Annotated in this window: 24 protein-coding genes; 12 read left to right on the top strand and 12 right to left on the bottom strand. The window is 69.6% G+C overall.

Annotated elements, in window-relative coordinates; translation table 11 throughout:
• Window positions 1-43 precede the first annotated feature (43 nt).
• A complete protein-coding gene (locus AB0J16_RS46225; protein WP_358552082.1) occupies window positions 44-1,171 on the top strand; it encodes a serine hydrolase domain-containing protein in 1,128 nt (375 codons plus the stop codon).
• Between the two features lie 244 nt (window positions 1,172-1,415).
• On the opposite strand, the gene AB0J16_RS46220 is transcribed toward AB0J16_RS46225, so the two are convergent.
• Window positions 1,416-2,360: a CU044_5270 family protein gene (locus AB0J16_RS46220; protein WP_358552080.1), complete on the bottom strand. Its 945-nt coding sequence runs from the start codon at window positions 2,358-2,360 to the stop codon at window positions 1,416-1,418.
• Complete coding sequence (locus AB0J16_RS46215; RefSeq protein ID WP_358552078.1) at window positions 2,360-2,923, bottom strand: RNA polymerase sigma factor; 564 nt, start codon at window positions 2,921-2,923, stop codon at window positions 2,360-2,362. Before AB0J16_RS46215 ends, AB0J16_RS46220 begins: the two co-directional genes overlap by 1 nt.
• Window positions 2,924-3,058: 135 nt before the next feature.
• On the opposite strand from AB0J16_RS46215, the gene AB0J16_RS46210 reads away from it, so the two are divergent.
• On the top strand, window positions 3,059-4,363 hold the full coding sequence (locus tag AB0J16_RS46210; protein WP_358552077.1) for an ankyrin repeat domain-containing protein: 1,305 nt from the start codon (window positions 3,059-3,061) through the stop codon (window positions 4,361-4,363).
• A 32-nt stretch (window positions 4,364-4,395) separates the two neighbouring features.
• Here the strand turns inward: AB0J16_RS46210 and AB0J16_RS46205 are convergent, their stop codons facing one another.
• Window positions 4,396-4,875, bottom strand: a complete 480-nt coding sequence (locus tag AB0J16_RS46205; RefSeq protein ID WP_358552075.1) for an alpha/beta hydrolase — start codon at window positions 4,873-4,875, stop codon at window positions 4,396-4,398.
• On the opposite strand from AB0J16_RS46205, the gene AB0J16_RS46200 reads away from it, so the two are divergent.
• Together AB0J16_RS46200 and AB0J16_RS46195 are read left to right on the top strand one after the other, a co-directional pair.
• The gene (locus AB0J16_RS46200; protein WP_358552234.1) at window positions 4,771-5,169 is read left to right on the top strand and encodes a helix-turn-helix domain-containing protein; all 399 of its coding nucleotides are present in this window, start codon (window positions 4,771-4,773) and stop codon (window positions 5,167-5,169) included. The genes AB0J16_RS46205 and AB0J16_RS46200 overlap by 105 nt on opposite strands.
• Window positions 5,166-6,644, top strand: a complete 1,479-nt coding sequence (locus tag AB0J16_RS46195; RefSeq protein WP_358552073.1) for an alpha/beta hydrolase — start codon at window positions 5,166-5,168, stop codon at window positions 6,642-6,644. Before AB0J16_RS46200 ends, AB0J16_RS46195 begins: the two co-directional genes overlap by 4 nt.
• 18 nt (window positions 6,645-6,662) lie before the next feature.
• Here AB0J16_RS46195 and AB0J16_RS46190 read toward each other — a convergent pair whose 3' ends face one another.
• From AB0J16_RS46190 to AB0J16_RS46180, 3 genes are all read right to left on the bottom strand, one after another.
• On the bottom strand, window positions 6,663-8,870 hold the full coding sequence (locus AB0J16_RS46190; RefSeq protein ID WP_358552071.1) for a hypothetical protein: 2,208 nt from the start codon (window positions 8,868-8,870) through the stop codon (window positions 6,663-6,665).
• A gap of 59 nt (window positions 8,871-8,929) precedes the next feature.
• Window positions 8,930-9,793, bottom strand: coding sequence for an LLM class F420-dependent oxidoreductase (locus AB0J16_RS46185; RefSeq protein WP_358552069.1), 864 nt, complete (start codon window positions 9,791-9,793; stop codon window positions 8,930-8,932).
• Between the two features lie 141 nt (window positions 9,794-9,934).
• A complete protein-coding gene (locus AB0J16_RS46180; protein WP_358552067.1) occupies window positions 9,935-10,357 on the bottom strand; it encodes a YjdF family protein in 423 nt (140 codons plus the stop codon).
• 169 nt (window positions 10,358-10,526) lie between these two features.
• Here AB0J16_RS46180 and AB0J16_RS46175 point away from each other — a divergent pair, with 169 nt between their 5' ends.
• Both AB0J16_RS46175 and AB0J16_RS46170 read left to right on the top strand, forming a co-directional pair.
• The gene (locus tag AB0J16_RS46175) at window positions 10,527-11,756 is read left to right on the top strand and encodes a MurT ligase domain-containing protein (RefSeq protein WP_358552065.1); all 1,230 of its coding nucleotides are present in this window, start codon (window positions 10,527-10,529) and stop codon (window positions 11,754-11,756) included.
• Window positions 11,746-12,459, top strand: coding sequence for a glutamine amidotransferase (locus AB0J16_RS46170; RefSeq protein WP_225294286.1), 714 nt, complete (start codon window positions 11,746-11,748; stop codon window positions 12,457-12,459). The genes AB0J16_RS46175 and AB0J16_RS46170 overlap by 11 nt, the downstream gene beginning before the upstream one ends.
• On the opposite strand, the gene AB0J16_RS46165 is transcribed toward AB0J16_RS46170, so the two are convergent.
• The 3 genes from AB0J16_RS46165 to AB0J16_RS46155 form a co-directional block, all read right to left on the bottom strand.
• Window positions 12,411-13,694, bottom strand: coding sequence for a DUF6596 domain-containing protein (locus tag AB0J16_RS46165; RefSeq protein WP_358552063.1), 1,284 nt, complete (start codon window positions 13,692-13,694; stop codon window positions 12,411-12,413). The two genes, AB0J16_RS46170 and AB0J16_RS46165, sit on opposite strands and share 49 nt — an antisense overlap.
• 77 nt (window positions 13,695-13,771) lie before the next feature.
• Complete coding sequence (locus AB0J16_RS46160) at window positions 13,772-14,176, bottom strand: YciI family protein (protein WP_358552232.1); 405 nt, start codon at window positions 14,174-14,176, stop codon at window positions 13,772-13,774.
• 107 nt (window positions 14,177-14,283) lie between these two features.
• The gene (locus tag AB0J16_RS46155; protein ID WP_358552061.1) at window positions 14,284-14,646 is read right to left on the bottom strand and encodes a DsrE family protein; all 363 of its coding nucleotides are present in this window, start codon (window positions 14,644-14,646) and stop codon (window positions 14,284-14,286) included.
• A gap of 66 nt (window positions 14,647-14,712) precedes the next feature.
• On the opposite strand from AB0J16_RS46155, the gene AB0J16_RS46150 reads away from it, so the two are divergent.
• The 4 genes from AB0J16_RS46150 (at window position 14,713) to AB0J16_RS46135 (ending at window position 17,239) form a co-directional block, all read left to right on the top strand.
• A complete protein-coding gene (locus AB0J16_RS46150) occupies window positions 14,713-15,213 on the top strand; it encodes an FABP family protein (protein WP_357958097.1) in 501 nt (166 codons plus the stop codon).
• A gap of 5 nt (window positions 15,214-15,218) precedes the next feature.
• Window positions 15,219-15,515, top strand: coding sequence for a DUF2470 domain-containing protein (locus AB0J16_RS46145; RefSeq protein WP_358552059.1), 297 nt, complete (start codon window positions 15,219-15,221; stop codon window positions 15,513-15,515).
• 305 nt (window positions 15,516-15,820) lie between these two features.
• Window positions 15,821-16,234 carry a Fur family transcriptional regulator gene (locus AB0J16_RS46140; RefSeq protein ID WP_357958094.1) on the top strand — a complete coding sequence of 138 codons (414 nt, stop codon included), beginning with the start codon at window positions 15,821-15,823 and terminating at the stop codon, window positions 16,232-16,234.
• Window positions 16,235-16,300: 66 nt separating this feature from the next.
• Window positions 16,301-17,239, top strand: coding sequence for a folate-binding protein (locus AB0J16_RS46135; RefSeq protein WP_358552057.1), 939 nt, complete (start codon window positions 16,301-16,303; stop codon window positions 17,237-17,239).
• A 61-nt stretch (window positions 17,240-17,300) separates the two neighbouring features.
• Here AB0J16_RS46135 and dtd read toward each other — a convergent pair whose 3' ends face one another.
• Window positions 17,301-17,726, bottom strand: coding sequence for a D-aminoacyl-tRNA deacylase (gene dtd / locus AB0J16_RS46130; protein WP_358552055.1), 426 nt, complete (start codon window positions 17,724-17,726; stop codon window positions 17,301-17,303).
• Window positions 17,727-17,785: 59 nt separating this feature from the next.
• Here dtd and AB0J16_RS46125 point away from each other — a divergent pair, with 59 nt between their 5' ends.
• On the top strand, window positions 17,786-18,694 hold the full coding sequence (locus tag AB0J16_RS46125; protein WP_358552053.1) for an asparaginase: 909 nt from the start codon (window positions 17,786-17,788) through the stop codon (window positions 18,692-18,694).
• A gap of 194 nt (window positions 18,695-18,888) precedes the next feature.
• On the opposite strand, the gene AB0J16_RS46120 is transcribed toward AB0J16_RS46125, so the two are convergent.
• Both AB0J16_RS46120 and AB0J16_RS46115 read right to left on the bottom strand, forming a co-directional pair.
• Window positions 18,889-19,656, bottom strand: a complete 768-nt coding sequence (locus tag AB0J16_RS46120; protein ID WP_358552051.1) for a pirin family protein — start codon at window positions 19,654-19,656, stop codon at window positions 18,889-18,891.
• A 26-nt stretch (window positions 19,657-19,682) separates the two neighbouring features.
• Window positions 19,683-20,252: a YceI family protein gene (locus AB0J16_RS46115; RefSeq protein ID WP_358552049.1), complete on the bottom strand. Its 570-nt coding sequence runs from the start codon at window positions 20,250-20,252 to the stop codon at window positions 19,683-19,685.
• Between the two features lie 103 nt (window positions 20,253-20,355).
• Here AB0J16_RS46115 and AB0J16_RS46110 point away from each other — a divergent pair, with 103 nt between their 5' ends.
• Window positions 20,356-20,826, top strand: coding sequence for a MarR family transcriptional regulator (locus AB0J16_RS46110; protein ID WP_358552047.1), 471 nt, complete (start codon window positions 20,356-20,358; stop codon window positions 20,824-20,826).
• Window positions 20,827-21,156 lie beyond the last annotated feature (330 nt).

Genomic DNA, 21,156 nt, shown 5'->3' with positions numbered 1-21,156 from the left:
CCTTGTTCTCTGCTTAATCGCTCTCCGCCGGAAAGGCAGCAAAATGACCGACAACACCTACGAAAAGGTGCAGCAGATCCTGGACTCGGCTGTGGCCGAGGACGGCATCCCCGGCATCGTCGCCGAAGTCCATGACGCCGGCGGAACGTGGTTCGGCACTGCGGGCGTGGCCGACCTCGCCACCGGACGCCGCCGTCAGCCGGGGGAATACCTGCACATCGGCAGCTCCGGCAAGGCCTTCACCGCCGCCGCGATGCTGGCCTTGGTGGCCGAAGGCAGGTTGAGCCTCGAGGATCCGGTGAACAAATGGCTGGCCGGTGTCATGGACGCGGGCGGCTACGACGGCAACAAGATCACCATTCGACAGCTGCTCAACCACACCAGCGGCCTGTTTCTCACCGGCCTCGCACCAGAACTACAGCACAGCATCGTCACCCAGCCGGCCCGCGTCTGGACCACCTCCGACCTGCTGAACCTCGCGGTTTCCCAGCCGCCGGTCGGCGAGCCGGGCGAAGACTTCGTCTACGCCAACGGCGGCTACTACCTGGCCGGCGCGATCATCGAGAAGGTCACCGGCAACAGCTACGCCGCCGAGGTCGAACGTACAGTCATCCGGCCGCTCGGCCTGACCAGCACCTACGTACGGCCCATCACCGACACCAGCTACCCGGACCCGCACCCCCAGGCGTACGTCGCCAATATGCTCAAGGAGGGTGTCGACCCGGCATCGCTCACCCCGGAGGACTATGCCTCCCTGGAGGACTCCGGCCTGTCGCCCATCGACTGCACCGCGCTCAACACCTCATGGGGATGGGCGGCCGGCGGCATCGTCTCCACCACCGGCGACCTGAGCCGCTTCCTCAAGGCGATCGCGACCGGCAGCCTGCTGCCACCGGCCCAGCACCATGAGATGTGGACCATGGTCTCCTCCGGCAGCGCCGTCTGGCTGCCGCACGCCGGCTATGGCCTCGGCGTGATCGAGTTCGACAGCGCGGGGACCAACGGCCTGACGCTGAGAGGCGTGAGCGGCACCCTGCCCGGATCCTTCACCCTCGCGCTGAGCGCCGACGACGGCCGGCAGGGCGTCGCCGTCCACACCAACATCGAGCCGAAGAACTTGGACATCCCCATCAAGATCATCAAAGCGGTGTACGGCGTCACCCTCGGCTGACCGGATGGCCGGATTTGGGAGGCAGTCGTACCGCCCATACGAACACTTGGCAGCTAAGTGTTCGTATGGGCGAGAGCTGGTAACCCCGGGTAAGTGATCCCGAACGAGATCCGCCGGCAAGGATCGGGGTTCGGTGAAACCCACGTCCGCCCTCGTTCTAGTGTGCGAAGCAGGGCCCGCTGATCAGCTGACCCCCGACACGCTGTACGCCGCCCAGGCACGATGGCACGACGCCCGATGCGGCTCATTTCTGGCCGGGGCCGTCCACCACCTTGGCCTCCAATAGGGCCGTCAGGGTAAGCGGTGTGCCGGCCTTGACGACGTAATTAGGGCCGTCGGTATAGTCCGTGGTCCGGTCCTGCACGGTCACTCCGTATGTGCCGAGAAAGCGGAAATCGACGGGATCCAGAATGAGGTCGTAGCGGGTCCATCCGCCGGTGTAGCTGAACGCGACGCCCTGCCGGCCGTCGGCGTCCACGGCGTTCTGGTTGACGGTCACCCCGGGGATGGTGGCGAGGCCGCGGAACAGTGCCGCCCGCACCTGCGGCGGTAGCGCCTGGGTGCCCATGATCTGGTAGACGGCCTGGAACAACCGCTCATCCATCGAGGGCGGCGCATCGGTTCCCGCCGACGTGATGTGCATGTCCGCAAGCTTCTGGCGGATCTTCGCGAGTAGCCCCTCGGGAGTGACTGGTTGGCGGGCCAGCTCGTCCGCGCTCAGCCCCGGGTGGTTGCCCTGTACCAGCAGCTTGCCGTTGGGGAACAGAGACGCCATCTGCAGGCCGTCCACGCTGTTCCACTCCTCCCGTACCTCGCGTCTGGACAGGTCGACGCCATAGCCGCCGTCCGCGGACTGCGGGGCCTGGAGCTGCTTGATGTACAGCCACTGGCCGGGGTTCGGCGCCTGTCCGCGGTCGTCGTAGACGGCCTGAGCGGCCCGCTCGCTCAGTTCCCGCACGCTCACCACCGGAACCGCGCGCGGATGGTCATTCGCCACCACCACGCTCACGCCGACCGCCACGGCCAGCGCGCCCGCGAGCACCAGCCGTCGGCCGAGCCGCGGCCCGCGCCGAGGTTCACGGTGAGGCTCGTGCTCACGCGCCGCGGCAAGAAGCCGGGCTCGGGCGGCGCTCGCCGCCTGTGCCGTCATTGGTGGGGTGTCCCGCCGGAAGTCCTTGATCGTGCTCATCACAGCTCCTCATCTCCCAATACGGCCCGTGCCTTCTTCCTGGCCCGGTGCAGCCGCGACCGGACGGTCCCAGGCGGGATGCCGAGCGCCTGGGCCACCTCCTCGTAGCTGAGGCCCTCCCACGCCACCAGCAGCAGCACGTCGCGGTCACCGCGCGACAGCGACGCCAGCGCCCCCGCCAGCTCGCGCTCCTTGCCCCGCGCGGCGACCCGCCGCACCACGGCGTCGGCAATCGGTTCGGGTAAGGGATCCAGGCCGGTACGCGCCAGCGCTCGCAGCATTCGCTCCTCCTGCCGCCTGTGTCTGGCGACGAGCGTCGTGGCGATGCCGTACAGCCAGGGGCGTGCCAGCGGAAAAGATGTGTCGTACGAGCCGCGCCGCCGGAACGCGGCCAGGAATGTCTCGGCCACGATGTCGTCGGCGGCCTGCGTGCCGATGCGCCGCGCGGCGTACAGGTGGATCTGCCGTGCGTACCGGTCGAACAGCGTGGCGAACTGCTCCGGGTCACCGACGGATCGCCTGATCAGCTCGGCGTCGTCGCTCTCGGCCGTCTCAACGGTCAACGGCCCTCCTTAAGGTCGGTCGGTCACCCTGCTGTCTCCCGCACCCCATGGCAAGGTTCTCGACCCCGGCGGAAGAGTGACGGACGTCACAGGCACGGCCCCAGTCGAGCAACTTCACAGATCTGGCTGCGTCGCGTGGACCTTGCCGCCGTCACCCGTCACCCGTCACCCGTCACCCGTCACCCGTCACCCGTCACCCGTCACCTCGAACAACGCGCGAGCCATCCCCACGCCGTGTGCGTCCAGGGCCGGTGGGCGCCGGACGGCGTGTTGCGGCTGAAGGTGTCGTCGCCCGGTACGAATCGGGATGGCGGCATCGTTGATCAAGAGCAAGCCTGGAAACGCGGCCCCTTGTCGTTGCCCGCTGCTAGCCTGCAACCCCAGTTGATCTTCCCCTGTGAAAGGCGAGCGATGTCGGGCGATGCCGGCTCCCCGGTCGAATACCTGTCTTCAGGAGTTCTTGCCCAGCTCAAGCGGCTACATGGCCACATCCCCGAGGACTTCGAGCCACGCGAGTGGATCGTGACCACGCCCGTGGGCGAATATCCGGTTCCGCCGTCTGTCCAGGCGCTACTGGCCGTGGTCTGGCCCGCAGAGCAACGCCTGCGGACGAATGACGAATTCGAGTGGGAGACCCTCCTCTACTACGGTGGCGAAGGTTCGGAAACCGAGCCTGGTCTCGTGGTTGAGGACCGCGCCTGGTACACGGTCGGTGAGGACTCGGGGCAATGGTTCTTGCTCGTCGACCTGGCCGAGGCCGCGACGGCGATCGACCCGCTGACCTACCGCGTCGACCATGAGGGATGCCAATCGGCGCCGGTCGGCGTCTGGCTCTCCAACAGGCTCTCCGAGCTCAAACGATCAACGGCCGCCATCGAGTTCGGCCGGGCGTGCGCATGGGGCGATGTGGAGGCCGTACGGGCGGCTCTGGAGGGCGGTATCGGTACGGGGCCATTGGAGCAGTCCGGCCTTACGCCGCTCCATCTGGCTACGTTCTCAGGCTCGGTGGAAACCGTACGAATCCTCCTCGACGCCGACGCCGATCCCAACACGGCACTTGCCGATGAAACGGCTCCGCTCGACATTTTTTCCACCTATTTTGAAAAGTACCGTGGCCGGCGATCGGATATCGATCCGCTGTTGTCCTTCTCTCGCGATAAGGGTAATACTCCCCTGCATTTTGCGCTGCGTAACCTTTACAGCATCGATCACATCGATGGCATACGCGCATCGCTGCTGGGCATGGTCAGACTGCTGCTGGCCGACGGAGCGCAGTGCACGTTCCCCAACGAGGAATACAGCCCTGCGGACATCGTCTTCGACATGACTGTCAGTATGTCGAAGACCGATGCGCCCGAGGTATACGAATGTCTTGAGCTGCTGTATGACGCCGGAGCGGAACTTGTCGCTTACGCCGGCTGGACCCCTGATGAGGAATGAGGAGATCAGCCGCTCCTGATGCGTCTTCGGACTCACTCAAGGGGCAGGCCCTGCCGCGCTTCGGCGGCCTCCATGATCAGGTCGGCCACCGCGTCCGGCTGTGAGATCGACGGTGAGTGGGACGCCTGTACGCGCACCACGTGTGACCCGGCGCGTTCGGCCATGAATTCCTGCGCCTGGGCCGGGATGGCGTTGTCCTGTGTCGCGATCAACGTCCACGATGGCAGGGTGCGCCACGCGGGCTGGCCGGACAGCTCGGCGGTCAGTGCCTTCTGGAGCACCGGGCGCTGGGTGACTGCCAGGACATTCGTGGTCGCTTCGGGCAAGCCCCCGGCGATGACGTCCCGGAAGTGCTCGGGCATGGGGAGATGACGATCGCCCAGGACCTCCACCCCAAGGACCGGCTCCTGCGCACCGCGTCCCGCCTGTTCTACGCCGAGGGCATCCGCGCCGTGGGCGTCGAGCGCCTCATCACCGAGGCCTCGGTCACACGCGCCACCTTCTACCGCCACTTCCCCGGCAAGGATGACCTGGTCGTCGCCTACCTCAAGGCCACCGCCGAGGGGATCAAGGACGCGGTCGAGCGGGCACGGGGTGACAAGTCACCGCGCGAAGCGGTCCGCGCGGTCATCGACGATCAGCGCACGTGGCTGTTCAGGACGCTGCGCGACCTGTTGGGCAGGGCCTGCGGCACGACGTCAGGGCGTCGGCCCGGAAGCCGCGGTAACAAAGGCCGTTCGGCGGATGCGGCGTGCCCGAAAGGCCGATGGCAGCGTCGGGTGATCCGAGGACGATCTCGATCATGAAATGGACACCCCTCATCACGAGCCTGGTGCTGATCGCGGCAGTAGCTCCAGCGGTTCCTGCCGCTGCGGCCAGCACGATCGGAGCAGCCGGCCTGAGCGGTACGGGCACGATCGGAGCAGCCGGCGTGAGCGGTACGGGCACGATCGCCTGGCGGGCCTGCGGAACCGAGCCCGGGGCCGAGTGCGGCACGGTTGCCGTGCCGATGGACTGGGCGAAGCCGGACGGGCCGGCGATCTCGCTGAACGTGACGCGGCGGAAGGCCACCGGCGAACGGATCGGGGTGCTGTTCTACAACCCAGGCGGTCCCGGGACGGGCGCGGCCGATCTGGTGCGGGACTGGGCGCCGCAGTTCTTCTCGCCGGAGTTGCGCGAACGCTTCGACGTGGTCGGGATCGACCCGCGCGGGGTCGGGGGCAGCGGGCAACTCCAGTGCGGGAAGGCGGTGCATGATCCGTCGGTCACGCAGTTCCCGGCGACGCGGGCGGAGTACGACCGGCTCGTCGCGCACAACCAGGCCGTGGGCGAGAGCTGCGGGCCGATGATCCAGTACGTGGACACCGGGAGTGTGGCGCGCGACTTCGACGCGGTACGGGCCGCGCTGGGCGAGGAGCGGGTCAGTTACCTGGGCCGGTCGTACGGGAGCATGCTGGGGACGGAGTACGCGCGGCGGTTCCCCGGCCGGGTGCGGGCGATGGCTCTGGACGGGGTCGTCGATCATGGGATGAGCTCGCGCGAGATGGTGCGGGATGCCGCGTCGGCGGTGGAGGACGCGTTCGAGAGGTTCGCCGGGTGGTGCGAGCGGACGACGGAATGCGCGCTGCACGGCCGACCCGTGGCGCAGGTGTGGGACGCGCTGGTGCGCGGGGCGGAGAAGACGCCGATTCCGGTGGCCGGTGGGCGTCCTCTGACGGCGGAGGAGCTGCGTTACAGCGCGTACGCGATGCTCACGATCGCCCCCGACTTCTACGGCGGTCTGGCCAGGGGCATCATCGAGGCGGAGCGGGGCGACGCGGTCACCTTCGGGCAGATCCGGGCCGAGGCTCTGGACAACCCCGCGACGACCTCGGCCTATCGGGCGATCCTCTGCCAGGACATCAAGCCGGAGATCAGTGGCTTCCTGGAGCTCAGGGCGCGGGCCCGAGACATCGCGCGGCGGGCCCCGCACATGCGCGGTACGTCGGAGTTCTGGGACATGACGACCGGATGCGTGGGATGGCCCGCCTCGCCGGCTAATCCGCAGCGGCCGGTGCGCATCACCAAGGCGCCGCCCGTGCTACTGGTCGGGAACACGCATGATCCCGCGACGCCGCTCGCCTGGGCCGAGAGCCTGGCCAAGGGCATCAAGGGGTCGCGGGTGCTGACCTCCGACGGCGACGGGCACACCGCGTATCTGCGCAACGCGTGCGCGACCGCGAGCATCGACCGCTACCTGGTCTCCGGGACGCTCCCCGCGCCCGGCACGGTCTGCCGCTGAACCGGCACGCGGAGCTGATCAACCGGGGCATGGATCGATGCCCGTCGAGCGGAGACCGGCCGCGAAATCCCGGTCTCCGCCGATCGCCGGGCAGTCGATCAGGTGATCTTGCAGACGGGCGTGGCGGAACTGATAACTGCCGCCCACCTGCCGGAGCACGCCGTGACGGTGGGCATGGTCCAGGAAATCCATCACCCGCCAGGGCAGTTTCCTCCTGAACACCAGCCAGGCGCGGATCAGCATCCACCGCCCCCACGCGGTGCTGCTCACCGCGATCAGAGTGACCCCGATGCCCACCCCGGCGCCGGCCACCAGCGCGGCGCCCAGCCTGGCCGCGGGATGGGCGAGCAGGGCCGCCGCGACGCCGACCATCAGCCCCGCGCCGAGCCCGCCGCCGAACGCCTGGGTCAGCGCGGTGGCGCGGTCCAGGTCGAGGAGCGAGCGGGGGCTGATGTTCTCCTCGGGCCCGACCGGCGCGGTCAGGCCCGCGCCCAGCCCGACACCGATCCCTCCGGTGACTCCGGCCACCACGCCGGCCATGAGCCCGATGCCCGAGCCGCCCGTCATGAACCAGAAGACCACCCCGAACACCAGGCCGGAGAACACCCCGACGGCCACCCCCACGAGGACTCCCCGGAGGACCTGGCGGCGGCGGCCCTTGATCGGGAGCCGGACCCGGGAAGGCGACGGCCTTCTCCCGAACCCGGACACCAGCGCCGCCCCGACGCCGACACCGAGCCCGGTCCCGCACCCGGCGACGGTCAGGAACGATCGCCCGAACACGAGCCCCGCCACCAGCCCCATCACCGGTCCCGCCGTCAGTCCGGCCGCCAGGCCGGCCATGAGCTCGAAACCGCCCCGGGGGAGGGTCCGGTGCAGCTCCCACCAGCCGAGATCACGGGTGCCGAGGGCTCTCAGATGCCGGGCGAGGTGCGCGAGCCAGGCCCGAGCCTGGTCGTGCTCGTACGCGCGGATGGGCGTCGCGGGGGATCCGGGACGGTCCGGCGGCGGCAGCGAACGCGCCGGATAGACCGTGGGAAGGAACGCGTCGAGCAGGTGGTGTTCGATCGCGGAGCGGTCCGGGAACCTGCCGAGGTCGAGCAGGTCGGACGGGTCGGTGCCGGGAGGCGCGTACGCCGAGCGCGTGAGGGAGACCATCAGCGGAGACGACAGCGATCGGGCCAGCGGACCGTCGGGGCAGGCCAGGAGATGATCGAACATCGGCCCCCAGCGATCGTCGCCGGTGGGAAGGGCGGCGCGCAGGTGGTCGACGGCGTCCTCGGGTTTGACCGGTTCGATCTCCACGACCGCCGCGTGGGCGAGTGGCTGGCCCTCCGCCGCGACCGCGGCGGCGTACTCCGCGCCGCGACAGGTGATCACCAGCGGGCGCTCGTCGAGGACGGCTCGATTGATCGCTTTGATCGCCGTCGGGTGCAGCCCGCCCGGCATCTCGTCCAAACCGTCGAGGACGAGCATCACCCGCGCGTTGTGGACCAGCCGCCATGCCACGTCGGTGCCATGGACGTCCCGGTCCGCCAGAAACGGGTACTCCTCACGCAGCCGCCTGGCGAACCAGACGTCGAGCCGTTCCCGGGCCGGGTCCCATGAGGACGCGGTCAGCAGGACGGGCACCGGCTCGGCCGGCTCGCGGGTTCGGAGCATGCCGAGGGTGAACAGCAGCGCCAGTACGGTCTTGCCGGCCGCGTGCTCTCCCAGGACCATCAGCTGCTTGCGCGGGAGCTTCCGGAACGCCGCCACCACGTCGCTCAGGCTGCCGTGCAGCCGCAGACGCGTGGGCCGCCCCGGTATCGTCCCCTTGCCCAGCACCGCGATCGGGGAGGCACCGGGACGGCCCGAGGACGACCAGCGCAACTGCAGCGGATCGGGCCGGCCCAGCGTCCGCATCGCCGCCTCCTCGGTCCACTGGCCGCGAATCCGGTCCGCCAGCCGGGCCACCCACGGATCCAGCGCCCGAGCCTCGTCCGCCGGGGAGACGGCGCCGTCTCCCCGGGGTGCGGCGGCACCCCATCCCAGAGCGGCCACGGACACCAGCAGCGAGACCGCGCCGAACAGCAGGCTGCCGACGCTGGCGAGCTTGTCGGCCTTCTCCAGCCGATCGGGCGAACCAAGGAGAAAGAACACGAGCACTGCGGCCACGGCGATCAGAAACGCCGCACCGCTCACCCAGAGCAGCACTGAGCGTCGTGATTTGATTACTCTCCGCACCTGGACATCATCGCCCACCGAGGTCCGGGCGGGGGCGGGAACGCCCTGGTCCAGCCCCCTCAGCGTCCGGCCGGGGTGATGGCGGAGATCTGCGTGGCGAGCGCCGCCAGGTGCGCGAGTGAGGAGTCGGCGGCGGCGTCGGGGACGGCCACGATGACGTGGTCGATGCCCAGAGCGGCCAGGTCGCCGCAGCGCTGGACGCTCTCTTCGACGCTCTCGCCGTCGGCGACGCGCATGTGGAGGGTCTTCTCGATCTCCTCGTACGGCCGTCCCAGGCGTTCGCAATGGCCGCGCAGTACGCCGAGCTTGTGCCGTACATCGGCGCCGTGCAGGAAGTTGCAGGCGTCGGCGTATTCGGCGACGAGACGGAGGGTCTTCTTCTCCCCGCTGCCACCGATCAGGATCCGGGGGCGGGCCTGCGGGGAGTTGAGCGTGCGCTCCAGCTGGTAGTGGGTGCCCTCGTACGGCTTGTCCTCATCGCTCCACATCTGTTTGGCGATCTGGAGCGTCTCCTCCAGCCGCTCGAACCGCTCGGCAAGGGCAGGGAAGCGGAGGCCGAGACCTCGGGCCTCCTGCTCGTACCAGCCCGCGCCGATGCCGAGGACGGCGCGGCCGCCGGAGAGCGCGTCGAGCGTACTGACCTGCTTCACCAGAAACCCGGGCGCACGGTAGACGGCGCCGGTGACGAGGGTGCCGAGCGTGACCCGGCGGGTGAGGGCGGCGGCATAGGACAGCGCGCCGTACGCCTCCAGCATCGGGTCCTCCACGGCGCCGAAGTTGGGGATCTGGAAGAAATGGTCCATCACCCACAGGCTGTGCAGCCCCGCCTCGTCGGCGCCGCGGGCGACGGCCGCGAACCTCTCGGCGATGGCGGTGTCACCGCCGGGCCAGATGAAGCGAGGGCAGGTCAGACCGAGTTTCATCGAATGCTCCTTGATCGGGGAATGCCTGCCGCAGGATGACGTCGCTGCGATTTCGGGCATGAAAAAACCCTCCCGCCTGGGTCGCTGGACCCGAGGCCGAGAGGGCTCCGTACGAGTAATTATCTCATGGGGACGAAGGTCCTAGCGGTCGCGCCGGCGTTCGATGCGCTTGCGGCGGGAGACCTCGCGCTTGTGCCGGGCCAGGGCCTCGCGGCGGTCCTTGCGGTCGCCGGTGGCCTCCCGCTTGCGGCTCTCCAGCTCCAGCCGCATGGCCTCCTGCGCGGCCGTACTCCTCGAAGAGACCCGAGCCGCCGCCCGCGCGGCCAGTTTGGCGGCCCGCTTGGGATTGACCCGCCCGCCGCCCCCGGAACCGGCGGGAACGGGTGGCGCGGCCGACGCCTGGGCCAGCAGCGCCAGGCCGTGCCGCATCAGATGCTCGTACAGTTCGGGGTCGGTCGGCTCGGCGCCGAATGTGAAGCGGGTGGCCCGCAGTTCGCCGTCCTCGACGATCTCCAGCACGCCGATCCAGAACGAGCCGTCGAGATAGACCGACAGCGTCACCATGGTTGCCCTCCAGCGGGTATGCCGAACGACGGCCTGACGAGGCCGCTTCCGGCACACCGGACATCCCTGGAAGGGCGGATACGAGAAGCGTCGCCCGGGCTACCGAACCGGGCCGCGTTTTCGTGTGCCCCACCAGAGTAGAGCCCAACGCCGACTAGGATCCTGTGCCATGACCCAGCTTCCACTGCGGGCTCAGCTCGCGAGCGCCCTGGGCCGCAGTGCCGCCACGCTGTCGAGGATGACCGGGCGCGGCGACGGCTCGGTCATCGGCGGTCGGGTCGGCCTGATGCTCGAGCCCGACCTGCTCCGGCAGCTCGCCCGTGACCGCAGGCTGGCCCTGGTCAGCGCGACCAACGGTAAGACCACCACGACCCGGCTGATCACCTCGGCGCTGCTGGAGCTGGGGGAGGTGGCCACCAACGCGTTCGGCGCCAACATGCCCGCGGGGCACGTCTCGGCGCTCTCCACGCACAAGGACGCCCCCTACGGCGTGCTGGAGGTCGACGAGAAATACCTGCCCGAGGTGCTCGACACCACCGGCGCCGGCGTCGTCTGCCTGATGAACCTCAGCCGCGACCAGATGGACCGCGCGGCCGAGATCTGGCTGCTCGCGCAGAAGTGGCGCAGGGCGCTGTCCGGCAAGCCGACGCACGTCATCGCCAACTGCGACGACCCGCTCGTCACCTGGGGCGCCTCGACCGCGGCCAAGGTGACCTGGGTCGCGGGCGGTCAGCGCTGGAAGGAAGACTCCTGGTGCTGCCCGGAGTGCGGCGGGCCGCTCGATCGTAAGGACGCCGACTGGGCGTGCCGCGAGTGCACGTTCCACCGGCCGGAGCCGCAGTGGGTTCTCGACGACGACGCGGTGGTCGATCCGCGCGGGCAGCGGTGGCTGCTCGACATCCAGCTGCCCGGCCTGGCCAACCGGTCCAACGCCGCGATGGCGCTGGCGGTGGCCGAGGCGTTCGGGCTGCCGGTCGAGCGGGCGCTGCCCCGGCTGCGCGAGGTCACCTCGGTCGCGGGCCGCTACACCACGGTCGAGCGCGACGGCCGCCACGCGCGGTTGCTGCTGGCCAAGAACCCGGCGGGCTGGCTGGAGGCGTTCGACGTCTCCGACCCCCAGCAGCCGATCATCCTCTCGGTCAACGCGCAGGGGCCCGACGGGCGTGACACCTCCTGGCTGTGGGACGTCGACTACCGGATCCTGCGCGGTCGCCCGGTGTTCGTCACCGGTGAGCGGCGGCTGGACCTGGCGCTCCGGCTCGACGTGGCCGACGTGCCGTTCTCGATCTGCGGCACGTTCAGCGAAGCCCTATCCATGCAGCCGCCGGGCCGGGTCGACGTGATCGCCAACTACACCGCCTTCCAGCAGATCCGATCGGAGTTCGGTCGTGCCGTCTGACAGCGCCCTTCGCATCGTCTGGATCTATCCTGACCTGCTGAGCACGTACGGTGACCAGGGCAACGTGCTCGTCCTGGAGCAGCGCGCCCAGCGCCGGGGAATCGAGACCGAGACCATCTACGTGCGCTCGGCCGACCCGGTGCCGGAGAGCGGCGACATCTACCTCATCGGCGGCGGCGAGGACCGCCCGCAGATCCTCGCGGCGGAGCGGCTGCGCAAGGACGGTGGCCTGCACCGCGCGATCGCGCGGGGCGCGGCGATGCTCGCGGTCTGCGCCGGCTACCAGATCATGGGCAGTACGTTCGGCGGCGAGGAGGGGCAGCCGGTCGACGGCATCGGCGTGCTCGACATCGCCAGCTCCCGCGGCCCCGCACGGGCGGTCGGCGAACTGGTCGCCGAGGTGGACGCCGAGCTGGGCCTGCCGACGCTCACCGGCTTCGAGAACCACATGGGAGTCACCCGCCTGGGGCCCGGCGTCAAGGCGCTGTCCCGGACGACCGTGGGAGTGGGCAACGGCGACGGCTTCGAGGGGTGTTACGCGGGGCACATCGTCGGGACCTACCTGCACGGGCCCGCGCTGGCGCGCAACCCGGCGCTCGCCGACCTGCTGCTCTCCTGGCGCGCGGGCGACCTGGCCCCGCTCGACGACACCCGCTACGAGCAGCTCCGGCGAGAGCGTCTGGCCGCCGTGCTGGGCAGCTGACCTTCTAGCGCGCCGGCCTTGGCGTGCAGGTAGCGCTGCTGCTGGAGGCTGTTCGTTCGCTGTGCGGCCGCCTCGTACGACTCACGGGCCGCCCGGTGGTCGCCGGACATCTCCAGCAGGTGGGCCCGGACCGCGTGCAGCCGGTGGTCTTCGGCTATCCGGGGGTCGTGTGCCAGCTTTTCGAGCAGGGCCAGTCCCGCTTCCGGGCCGTCGACCATGGCGGCCGCGACGGTGTGGTTGAGCGTTACCACCGGGTTGTCGGACAGGCGCATCAGCACCTCGTACAGGGCCTTGATCTGGGGCCAGTCGGTCGCCGCCGCAGTCGGCGCCTCGTCGTGCAGGGCGGCGATCGCCGCCTGGAGCTGGTAGGGGCCGGTCGGGCCGCGGGGGAGGGCTCCGGTGATGAGGGCTATGCCTTCGGTGATATAGGCCGGGTTCCAGAGGGTTCGGTCTTGTTCGGCCATGGGGATGAGGGAGCCGTCCGGGCCCGTACGCGCCGGTCTGCGGGCGTCGGTGAGGAGCATGAGGGCCAGCAGGCCCGCCACCTCGGAGTCGTCCGGCAGCAGCCGGTTGACTAGGCGGGTCAGGCGGATCGCGTCGGTGGTCAGCTCGGTGCGGTGGAGGGCCGGGCCCGAGGTGCTGGCGTAGCCCTCGTTGAAGATCAGGTAGAGGACGTGCAGGACCGCGGCGAGCCGTTCCGCGCGGTCCTGGCCGGAGGGCATGCCGAAGGGGAGGCCGCTCTCCTTGATGCGGTGTTTGGCCCTGGTTATGCGCCGGGTCATAGTCGCTTCCGGGACCAGGAAGGCCCTGGCGATCTCCGCTGTCGTCAGGCCGCCGACGGCCCGCAGGGTGAGCGCGATCTGCGACGCGGGCGAGAGCGAGGGGTGGCAGCACATGAACAGCAGGATGAGCGTGTCGTCGGACTCCGACGCCGGCCTGTCCGCGGCGGGGGCCAGCCACTGGTCGGGCAGCGTCCAGCGCGAGACGGTGTCCTCGCGGTGCCGGCGGGCCTGCTCGCCGCGCAGCAGGTCGGTCAGCCGGCGTGCGGCGACGGTGATCAGCCAGCCGCGCGGATTGTCCGGCAGGCCCTCTCCGGGCCACTGGAGGGCGGCCGCGAGCAGTGCCTCCTGCGTCGCGTCCTCGGCTGTGGCGAAGTGCCCGTAACGACGTACCAGCGCGCCGAGAACCTGCGGCGCCAGCCCGCGCAGCAGGTCCTCGATCTCGCCCCCGGTCACATCGGCTCCCCAGCCTCGCCTCCGGTCACACCGGTTCCTTCAGCCTCGCCCCCGGTCACAACAGGACCTTGCCGCCGTCACAGCTCCTCGTAGCCTCCGACGATCGGCCGTATGTCCACGTGCCAGTCGTGGATCGGGGTCGCGTTCGCGGGGTGGGGAGTGTCGGCCAGTTGCGCGGCGATCTCGGTGGCCCGGTCGAAGCTCTCGCACTCGACGATCGTGTAACCGGCCAGGACCTCCTGCGTCTCGGAGTAGGGCCCGTCGGTCACGACCGGAACCCCGTCCTTCAGCTCGACCCTCCTGGCGAGCACGGGCGCGCTCAGTCCCTGGGCATCGACGAACTCTCCGGACTCGACCAGGGCGTGGTTCCACGCCTCCATGAAGGCGTGCAGCGCCGCGACGTCCTCCCCGGACCAGACCGGGTTGCCGGGCTTTCCGGACAGATTGTCGTAGTCGCGCTGCGTGCCGCTCATCATGATCATGTACTTCACGATCTCTCCTCTCGGCCGGCACCGCTCCCGGTGCCGTACACCAGAGACGTCGGAACCACCGCGCCACCCCGGACACGCGAGCCGGAGGTTTTTCGCGGTCAGTACACGAGAGCCTGCGCGCCCTCCGCCACGGCCTCCTCGACGAAGGTGGAGGCGCCGGCGATGCGGACGCCGTCGATGAGATCGTCGACCGTGAGGTCTCGCCGGGCCGCGCACTGGGTGCACACCGTAACCCGGCCGCCCGCCAGAACGGCGTCCAGCAGGTCCGTGAGCGGAGCGGCGTGAGCCAGGTTGAACTCCTTGGCCCTGCCCGGCACCGCGAACCAGGAGGACTCGCCGGTCAGCCAGAGAGAGACCGGAACGCCGCTCGCCAGCGCGGCGGCCGCGACCGTGAACGCCTGGTTGCAGCGCTCCGGGGCCTCGGCGCCGGCGGTCACCTTGATCACCAGAGATCGTGCCATGTCCGTCACCCTAAACCCCTTCCCACCGGACGTCTTCACCGCGGGCGGCCAGTACAGTTTGGTGCCATGGAAGATGCTGAGGTCCAGGTGCCGGTGCATCCCGATCTGGAGCACATCGCGTTCCTGATCGGCCGCTGGGAGGGCGCCGGTGTCGGGGGATATCCGACGATCGAGAGCTTCAACTTCGGTCAGGAGATCGAGTTCAGCCACAACGGCAAACCGTTCCTGTCGTACGTGAGCCGCACCTGGCTGCTCGACGAGGACGGAAACCGGGTCAGGCCGCTCGCCACCGAGTCCGGCTACTGGCGGCCGCAGCCCGACCGGCAACTTGAGGTGCTGCTGGCGCATCCGACCGGCATCGTGGAGATCTACATCGGCGAGGTCGTCTTCCACAAGATCGAGCTGCGCACCGACGTGGTCGCGCGCACCGCCTCGGCCAAGGAATACACCGCGGCCACCCGCCTGTACGGGCTGGTCAAGGGCAACCTCATGTGGGCCTATGACATGGCCGCGGTCGGGCACCCGCTCACATCGCACATGTCGGCGGAGCTCAAGAAGGTAGCTTGATCCATATGAGCACCCCGTTCACCGCCGAGGCGGTCGAGGCGATCAAGCGGCACATGAACGACGACCACCCCGACGACGCGCTGATCATCGTGCGCGGGCTGGGCGACCGGCCCGCCGCGACGACGGCGGCCACCAGCGGGGTCGACGCCGAGGCGATCGAGTTCACGATCGACGGTGGCGAGCTGGTCAGGGTGCCGTGGGGAGAGACGCTGACCGAACGCCCCCAGGTGCGCATGGCGGTCGTACGCCTCTATCGCGACGCCTGCGACAAGCTGGGCATCCCGGCTCGCGGCGAGCACTGACCGCGCGCTGCGGGGAAGAGGGTATGAAAAAGGGCCCCGGGCGGCGTTCCGCTCGTGATCGAGCGGGCCGGATGGACCATGGACAGGACAACTATCCCGCCCTCCGGCTGCCAGGGGCCCCGGTGGTTGTCTCGAATTCGCTAGGCAGACGCGAGACAACAGTCCGCGTCGTTAGCGGACAACCACCTCGCTAGTCCAACTATGAATCACCATTGTTTGGACCACCTCCTTTCCGCGTACCCCAGAAGTTATGCGCTCGGTCGCGGAGGGGGCAAGCGATTAATACTCGGTCGTAGACTCGGGGCATGACGGAGACGCAGTGGCACGAGGAACTCCGCGCCAAGGGCTACCGGGTGACCCCTCAGCGACAGCTCGTGCTGGAGGCGGTCAAGTCGCTTGAGCACGCCACGCCCGAAGAGATCTCCGTCAAGGTGCGCGAGACGGCCCGCGGCGTCAACATCTCCACCGTCTACCGCACGCTGGAGCTGCTCGAAGAGCTCGGCATGGTCACCCACACCCATCTGAGCCACGGCGCCCCCACCTACCACCTGGCGGCGGACGCCGACCATCTGCACCTAGTCTGCCGGGGCTGCGGCGAGGTCGGCGAAGTGCGTCCCGAGCTCGCGGACGGGCTGGTCAAGGGGCTGGACAGCGAGATGGGCTTCGTGGCCGACGTACGCCACCTGACCGTCTTCGGGCGTTGCAGCAAGTGCCGATAGCACCGTCTTCGGGCGTTTCCGCAACCGTCTTCGGGCGCCGTCGCGACTGCCGATAACCTGGAAGGCATGCGCAGCCCTCTGCTCGATCTCCCCGGTGCCGTTCCCGCCGACGGCCCCGACTCCGACGTGGCCGCCCACTACGGTGACCTGTTCGCCGAACAACGGGCGCTCATCAAGGGCGAGGCGGTGGTCGACCGCAGCAACCGCGAGGTGGTCCGCGTCTCCGGAGCCGACCGGCTGAAATGGCTCAACGACCTGACCTCGCAGAAGCTCGACACGCTGGCGCCCGACGAGTGGACGCAGACGCTCGACCTCGATCTTCAGGGCCGGGTCCTGCACCACCTGACGCTGGTCGACGATGGCGAGGCCGTGCTGGCGCACGTCGAGCCGGGCACCGCCGACAGTCTGGTCGCCTACCTCGACCGGATGCGGTTCATGCTCCGCGTCGAGGTCTCGCGCGCCGACGACCTGGCGGTGCTCTCGTCCGCGACCGAGGACTTCCTGGTGCCACGCGCCGAGCTGCCCGACCATCTGGGCAAGCCGCTGGCCGGGCTCTGGGCGTACGAGGCGCTCCGCATCGAGGAGCACCGGCCCCGGCTCGGCTTCGACACCGACCACAAGACGATCCCGCACGAAGTGGGCTGGATCGGCACCGCCGTACACCTCACCAAGGGCTGCTACCGGGGCCAGGAGACGGTCGCCCGCGTCCACAATCTGGGGCATCCGCCGCGGCGGCTGGTGTTCCTGCACCTCGACGGCAGCGTCGACACGCTGCCGGCGCATGGCGCACCGGTGATCTTCGAGAGCCAGGAGGTGGGCGTCGTCGGCTCCGCCGCCCGCCACCACGAGCTGGGCCCGATCGCGCTGGCCACGGTCAAGCGGACGGTGCCGGTCGACGCGCCCCTGCTCGCGGGCGGCGTCGCCGCCGCCCAAGAGGTCATCGTCCCCCCGGACGCGGGCCGCAACGTCACCATCGACCCGGCGATGCGCCGCCGCCTCCGCTGAACCGGCTCGGCCTTCTTGCCGATCGCGTAGAAGGACTCGAGGTCGTCGGCGGAGACTATGTTCACACGTCCACCACGAGCGTGATCGGCCCGTCGTTGACCAGGGACACCTTCATGTCCGCGCCGAACCGGCCGGTCTCCACGTGGGCTCCCAGCGCCCGGAGTTCGTCCACCACGGCGTCCACCAGCGGCTCGGCGACCGGTCCTGGAGCGGCGGCCTGCCAGGTGGGCCGCCTGCCCTTGCGGGCGTCGCCGTAGAGAGTGAACTGGCTGATCACCAGGAGCGGCGCCGACACGTCGGAGCAGGACTTCTCGCCATGCAGGATGCGCAGCCCCCAGAGCTTGGCGGCGAGCTTGCGCGCCTCGGCGCGGGTGTCCGAGTGCGTGACGCCGACCAGCACGAGCAGGCCCGGCTCGTCGATCGCTCCGACGGTCACCCCGTCGACCACCACAGACGCGGTGCTGACTCGTTGCACGACTGCTCGCATGAGACCTCATTCTGGCGCAGGTCAAAAGCTTCGTAGACTCACGCCGAAAGGGGAGGCGAATGTCGCTGGTCGTCGAGGTTGTCCGGTCCGGGTTCGTGGAGTCGACCCATCACGTGCGCATGCTCACCGTGGACGCCGCGGGCGATCCGGTCGCGGCGCACGGCGCGGTGCACGTGCCGGCCTCGCCGCGCTCGGCCATGAAGCCGTTCCAGGCGGTCGGCATGCTCCGCGCCGGGCTCGCGCTCGACGGCGAACTCCTCGCGCTGGCCTGCGCCTCCCACTCCGGTGAGCCGTACCACGTGGACGGCGTGCGGAAGATCCTGGCGGAGGCCGGGCTGACGGAGTCGGCGCTGCTCTGCCCCGAGGACTACCCTTTCGACCGGGCGGCGACCGACCTGGGCCGCGTCTACATGAACTGCTCGGGCAAGCACGCCGCCATGCTCGCCACCTGTGTGCTGAACGACTGGCCGCTGGCCACCTACTTGGAACCGGCGCACCCGCTGCAGCGGGCGATCCGCCGCACGGTGGAGGAGTTGACGGGCGAGCGGGTCGCGGCGTCGGGGGTGGACGGGTGCGGCGCGCCGCTGTTCTTCGTCTCGATGGTGGGCGTGACGCGGGCCTTCCGCGCGCTGGCTCTGGGGGAGGCGGGCTCGTACGAGCGGCGGATCTTCGACGCCATGCGCGCGCATCCGGAGTGGACGTCCGGCACGATCAGGCCGGAGGCCGAGCTGATGCGGGCCCTGCCGGGGTTGATGGTCAAGGTGGGCGCGGAGGGGTTCAACGCGTTCGTGTTCGAGGACGGGCGGGCGGGCACCGTCAAGGTCGAGGACGGCGCGCAGCGGGCCCGCACGCCCGCCACGGTGACGGCGCTGCGCTCGCTCGGCCTGGACGCCCCGGAACTGGACACGATGGCCCGCCCGCCGCTGATGGGCGGCGGACGCGCCGTGGGCGAACTACGCCTCCGCTGAGCTACGCCTACCCGAGCGGCGCTGCCGTGCTCAAGGGGTACGGCGAGCGCGCTTGGACCGACCCGCCCGTCGGCGGGCCCCCTGCTGCTGGGCGCCGTACTGCTCTCACCGTTGCCGCCCCTTGCAGGCCGCCACCTTGATGTAGGGGCACCGTGCGTCGGTCTCTCGGTGAAGCCGCCGGGGTGGGTGCCTGCTCAGGCCGCGATGGTGGCGTGCATCTCCCACACCAGGATCTCGGCCGGCTCCGTGGCGATCACCCGCTGTCCGCCGGTGGCGGTGAACCGGACCGCGTCGCCAGCCGCTAGCTCTCCCGCTCCCTCCAGGTCGATCGCGCCGCGCGCCGCGAACAGGTGCAGGTACGGGGCCTCGGGAAGGTGGACGGCCTGGCCGGGCTGGAGCCGGGCGGCGTACAGGGCCGTATTCTTGTTCCTGATGCGGATCGCCGTCTCGCCGTCGTGCTTGCTCATGCCCGAGGCGACCGGGACCAGCCCGCCGGAGAGCAGTTCGTGCTCGATCTCGAGCTGCTCGTAGCCGGGCGTGATGTTGTTCTCATCCGGCACGACCCACATCTGGATGAAGTGCACCGGGTCGCGGTGGACGTCCCCGCCGAGCCGCCAGGAGTCGTTCTTCTCCGAGTGCAGGATGCCGCGGCCGGCGCTCATCCGCTGCGCCAGACCGGGATAGATCACGCCGTTGTGGCCGGTGGAGTCCTGGTGAACCAGCGAGCCCTCCAGCACCCAGGTGACGATCTCCATGTCCCGGTGCGGGTGGGTGTCGAAACCTGTACCGGCGTCGACGATGTCGTCGTTGTTGACCAGCAGCACACCGTGGTGAGTGTTGCGGTGGTCGTAGTGGTGGCCGAAGGAGAACGAGTGCTTGGAGTCCAGCCAGCCGAAGCTGCTCGTGAAGCGCTCGCCGGCGCGGCGGATGTCCACGCCGGCTGGAAGAACGATGTCGTTCATGATGCCTTACCCCTCTGTACGGGCCTTCAGGCGGCCTTGATCGCCGATACCTCGAACTCCAGAACGATCTTGTCGCCAACCAGGACGCCGCCGGTCTCCAGCGCGGCATTCCAGGTGATGCCGTAGTCCTTGCGGCTGATCGGGACCGAGCCCTCGAAGCCCACCCGGAAGTTCCCGAATGGGTCCGTCGAGGCGCCCTGGTACTCGAACGGGATGGTGATCGAGTTGGTCACGCCCTTGATGGTCAGGTCACCGGTCAGCTCCAGGCTCGTCTCGTCGGCCTGGCGGACGCCGCTGGTGACGAAGGTGATCCGCGGGTGCTCGTCCATCGCGAGAAAGTCGTTGCTGCGCAAGTGCGCGTCACGCTGCTCGTTGCGGGTGTCGATGCTGGCGGCCTGGATGGTCACGCTCGCGCTGGACCGGCTCGGATTGGCGCCGTCGGCGGTGAAACGTCCCTCGAACTCGTTGAACGCCCCGCGGACCTTGGTCACCATCGCGTGCCGGGCGACGAACCCGATCCGGGTGTGCGCCGGGTCGATGACATATTCGCCGGACAGGTCGGCCAGCGTGGCGGGGGCGGTCTGGGCGATGGTCATGGCTCTGCTCCTCATCGTCTGGCGCCACTCATTAGGTGACGCGTCACGTACATGATGTCCCAACTTAGGTGACGTGTCTCTTATTCCGGTAGGCTCGCCGTCCATGGACGCACCGAGCCCGTGGCTGACCGAGAATCAGCAGAACGTCTGGCGCACGTGGCTGACGCTGAACACCCGACTGCAGGCGGCTCTCCACCGTGAGCTGCAGACGGACGCCGGCCTGTCCCTGCAGGACTACGACGTGCTGGTCCAGCTCACCGACACGGCCGACGGCCGGATGCGGGTCTCCGACCTCGCCCGCGCCCTGCACTGGGAACGCAGCAGGCTGTCGCACCATGTCACCCGCATGGCACGCCGCGGCCTCGTCGAGCGCGAGGAGTGCGCCGACGACGGCCGCGGCGCCTTCATTGTGCTGACGCCGGCCGGGCGCACGGCCATCGAGCAGGCGGCACCGGCCCACGTGGACACCGTGCGGAAACTCGTCTTCGACTCGCTCTCCGACGAGGAACTCGACACCCTCGCCGCCATCACCGACAAGATTCTCGCCCAGCTGCAGCGGGACTCGACGTCATGAACGCGGATACTCGGCCCGGCTGCGCCAGGAGGGCGACGACTCCTCCGACTGCCGCCTCTCGGTTGACCGGGGCAGTGGTGTCTCAGCGGATGTCGCGGGCCGCGCGCTTGATGAGGTCGGTGACCGCCTCCGGCTGGGAGACCGCGACCGCGTGCGAGGCGCTCTTGACGGTGACGGTAGGCCACGTGGGTGAGGTCGCCGAGCGCCGATGCGACTTCGGCGTGAGTATGGATCGGGCACGGCCAGGACGGTGAAAAGGAACGGCGTGTCGCGGGGAGGGCACTGGAGGCAGCGCGCTCCACGTCGTGGTCCCACCACAGGCGGGGCCGG

Origin of the sequence: Nonomuraea sp. NPDC049750, assembly GCF_040659625.1 — a bacterium.
In the GTDB taxonomy this organism is placed as follows: Bacteria; Actinomycetota; Actinomycetes; order Streptosporangiales; family Streptosporangiaceae; genus Nonomuraea.
Note: the sequence above shows the minus strand (reverse complement) of the source record. Positions and strands in the feature narration are given on the sequence as shown.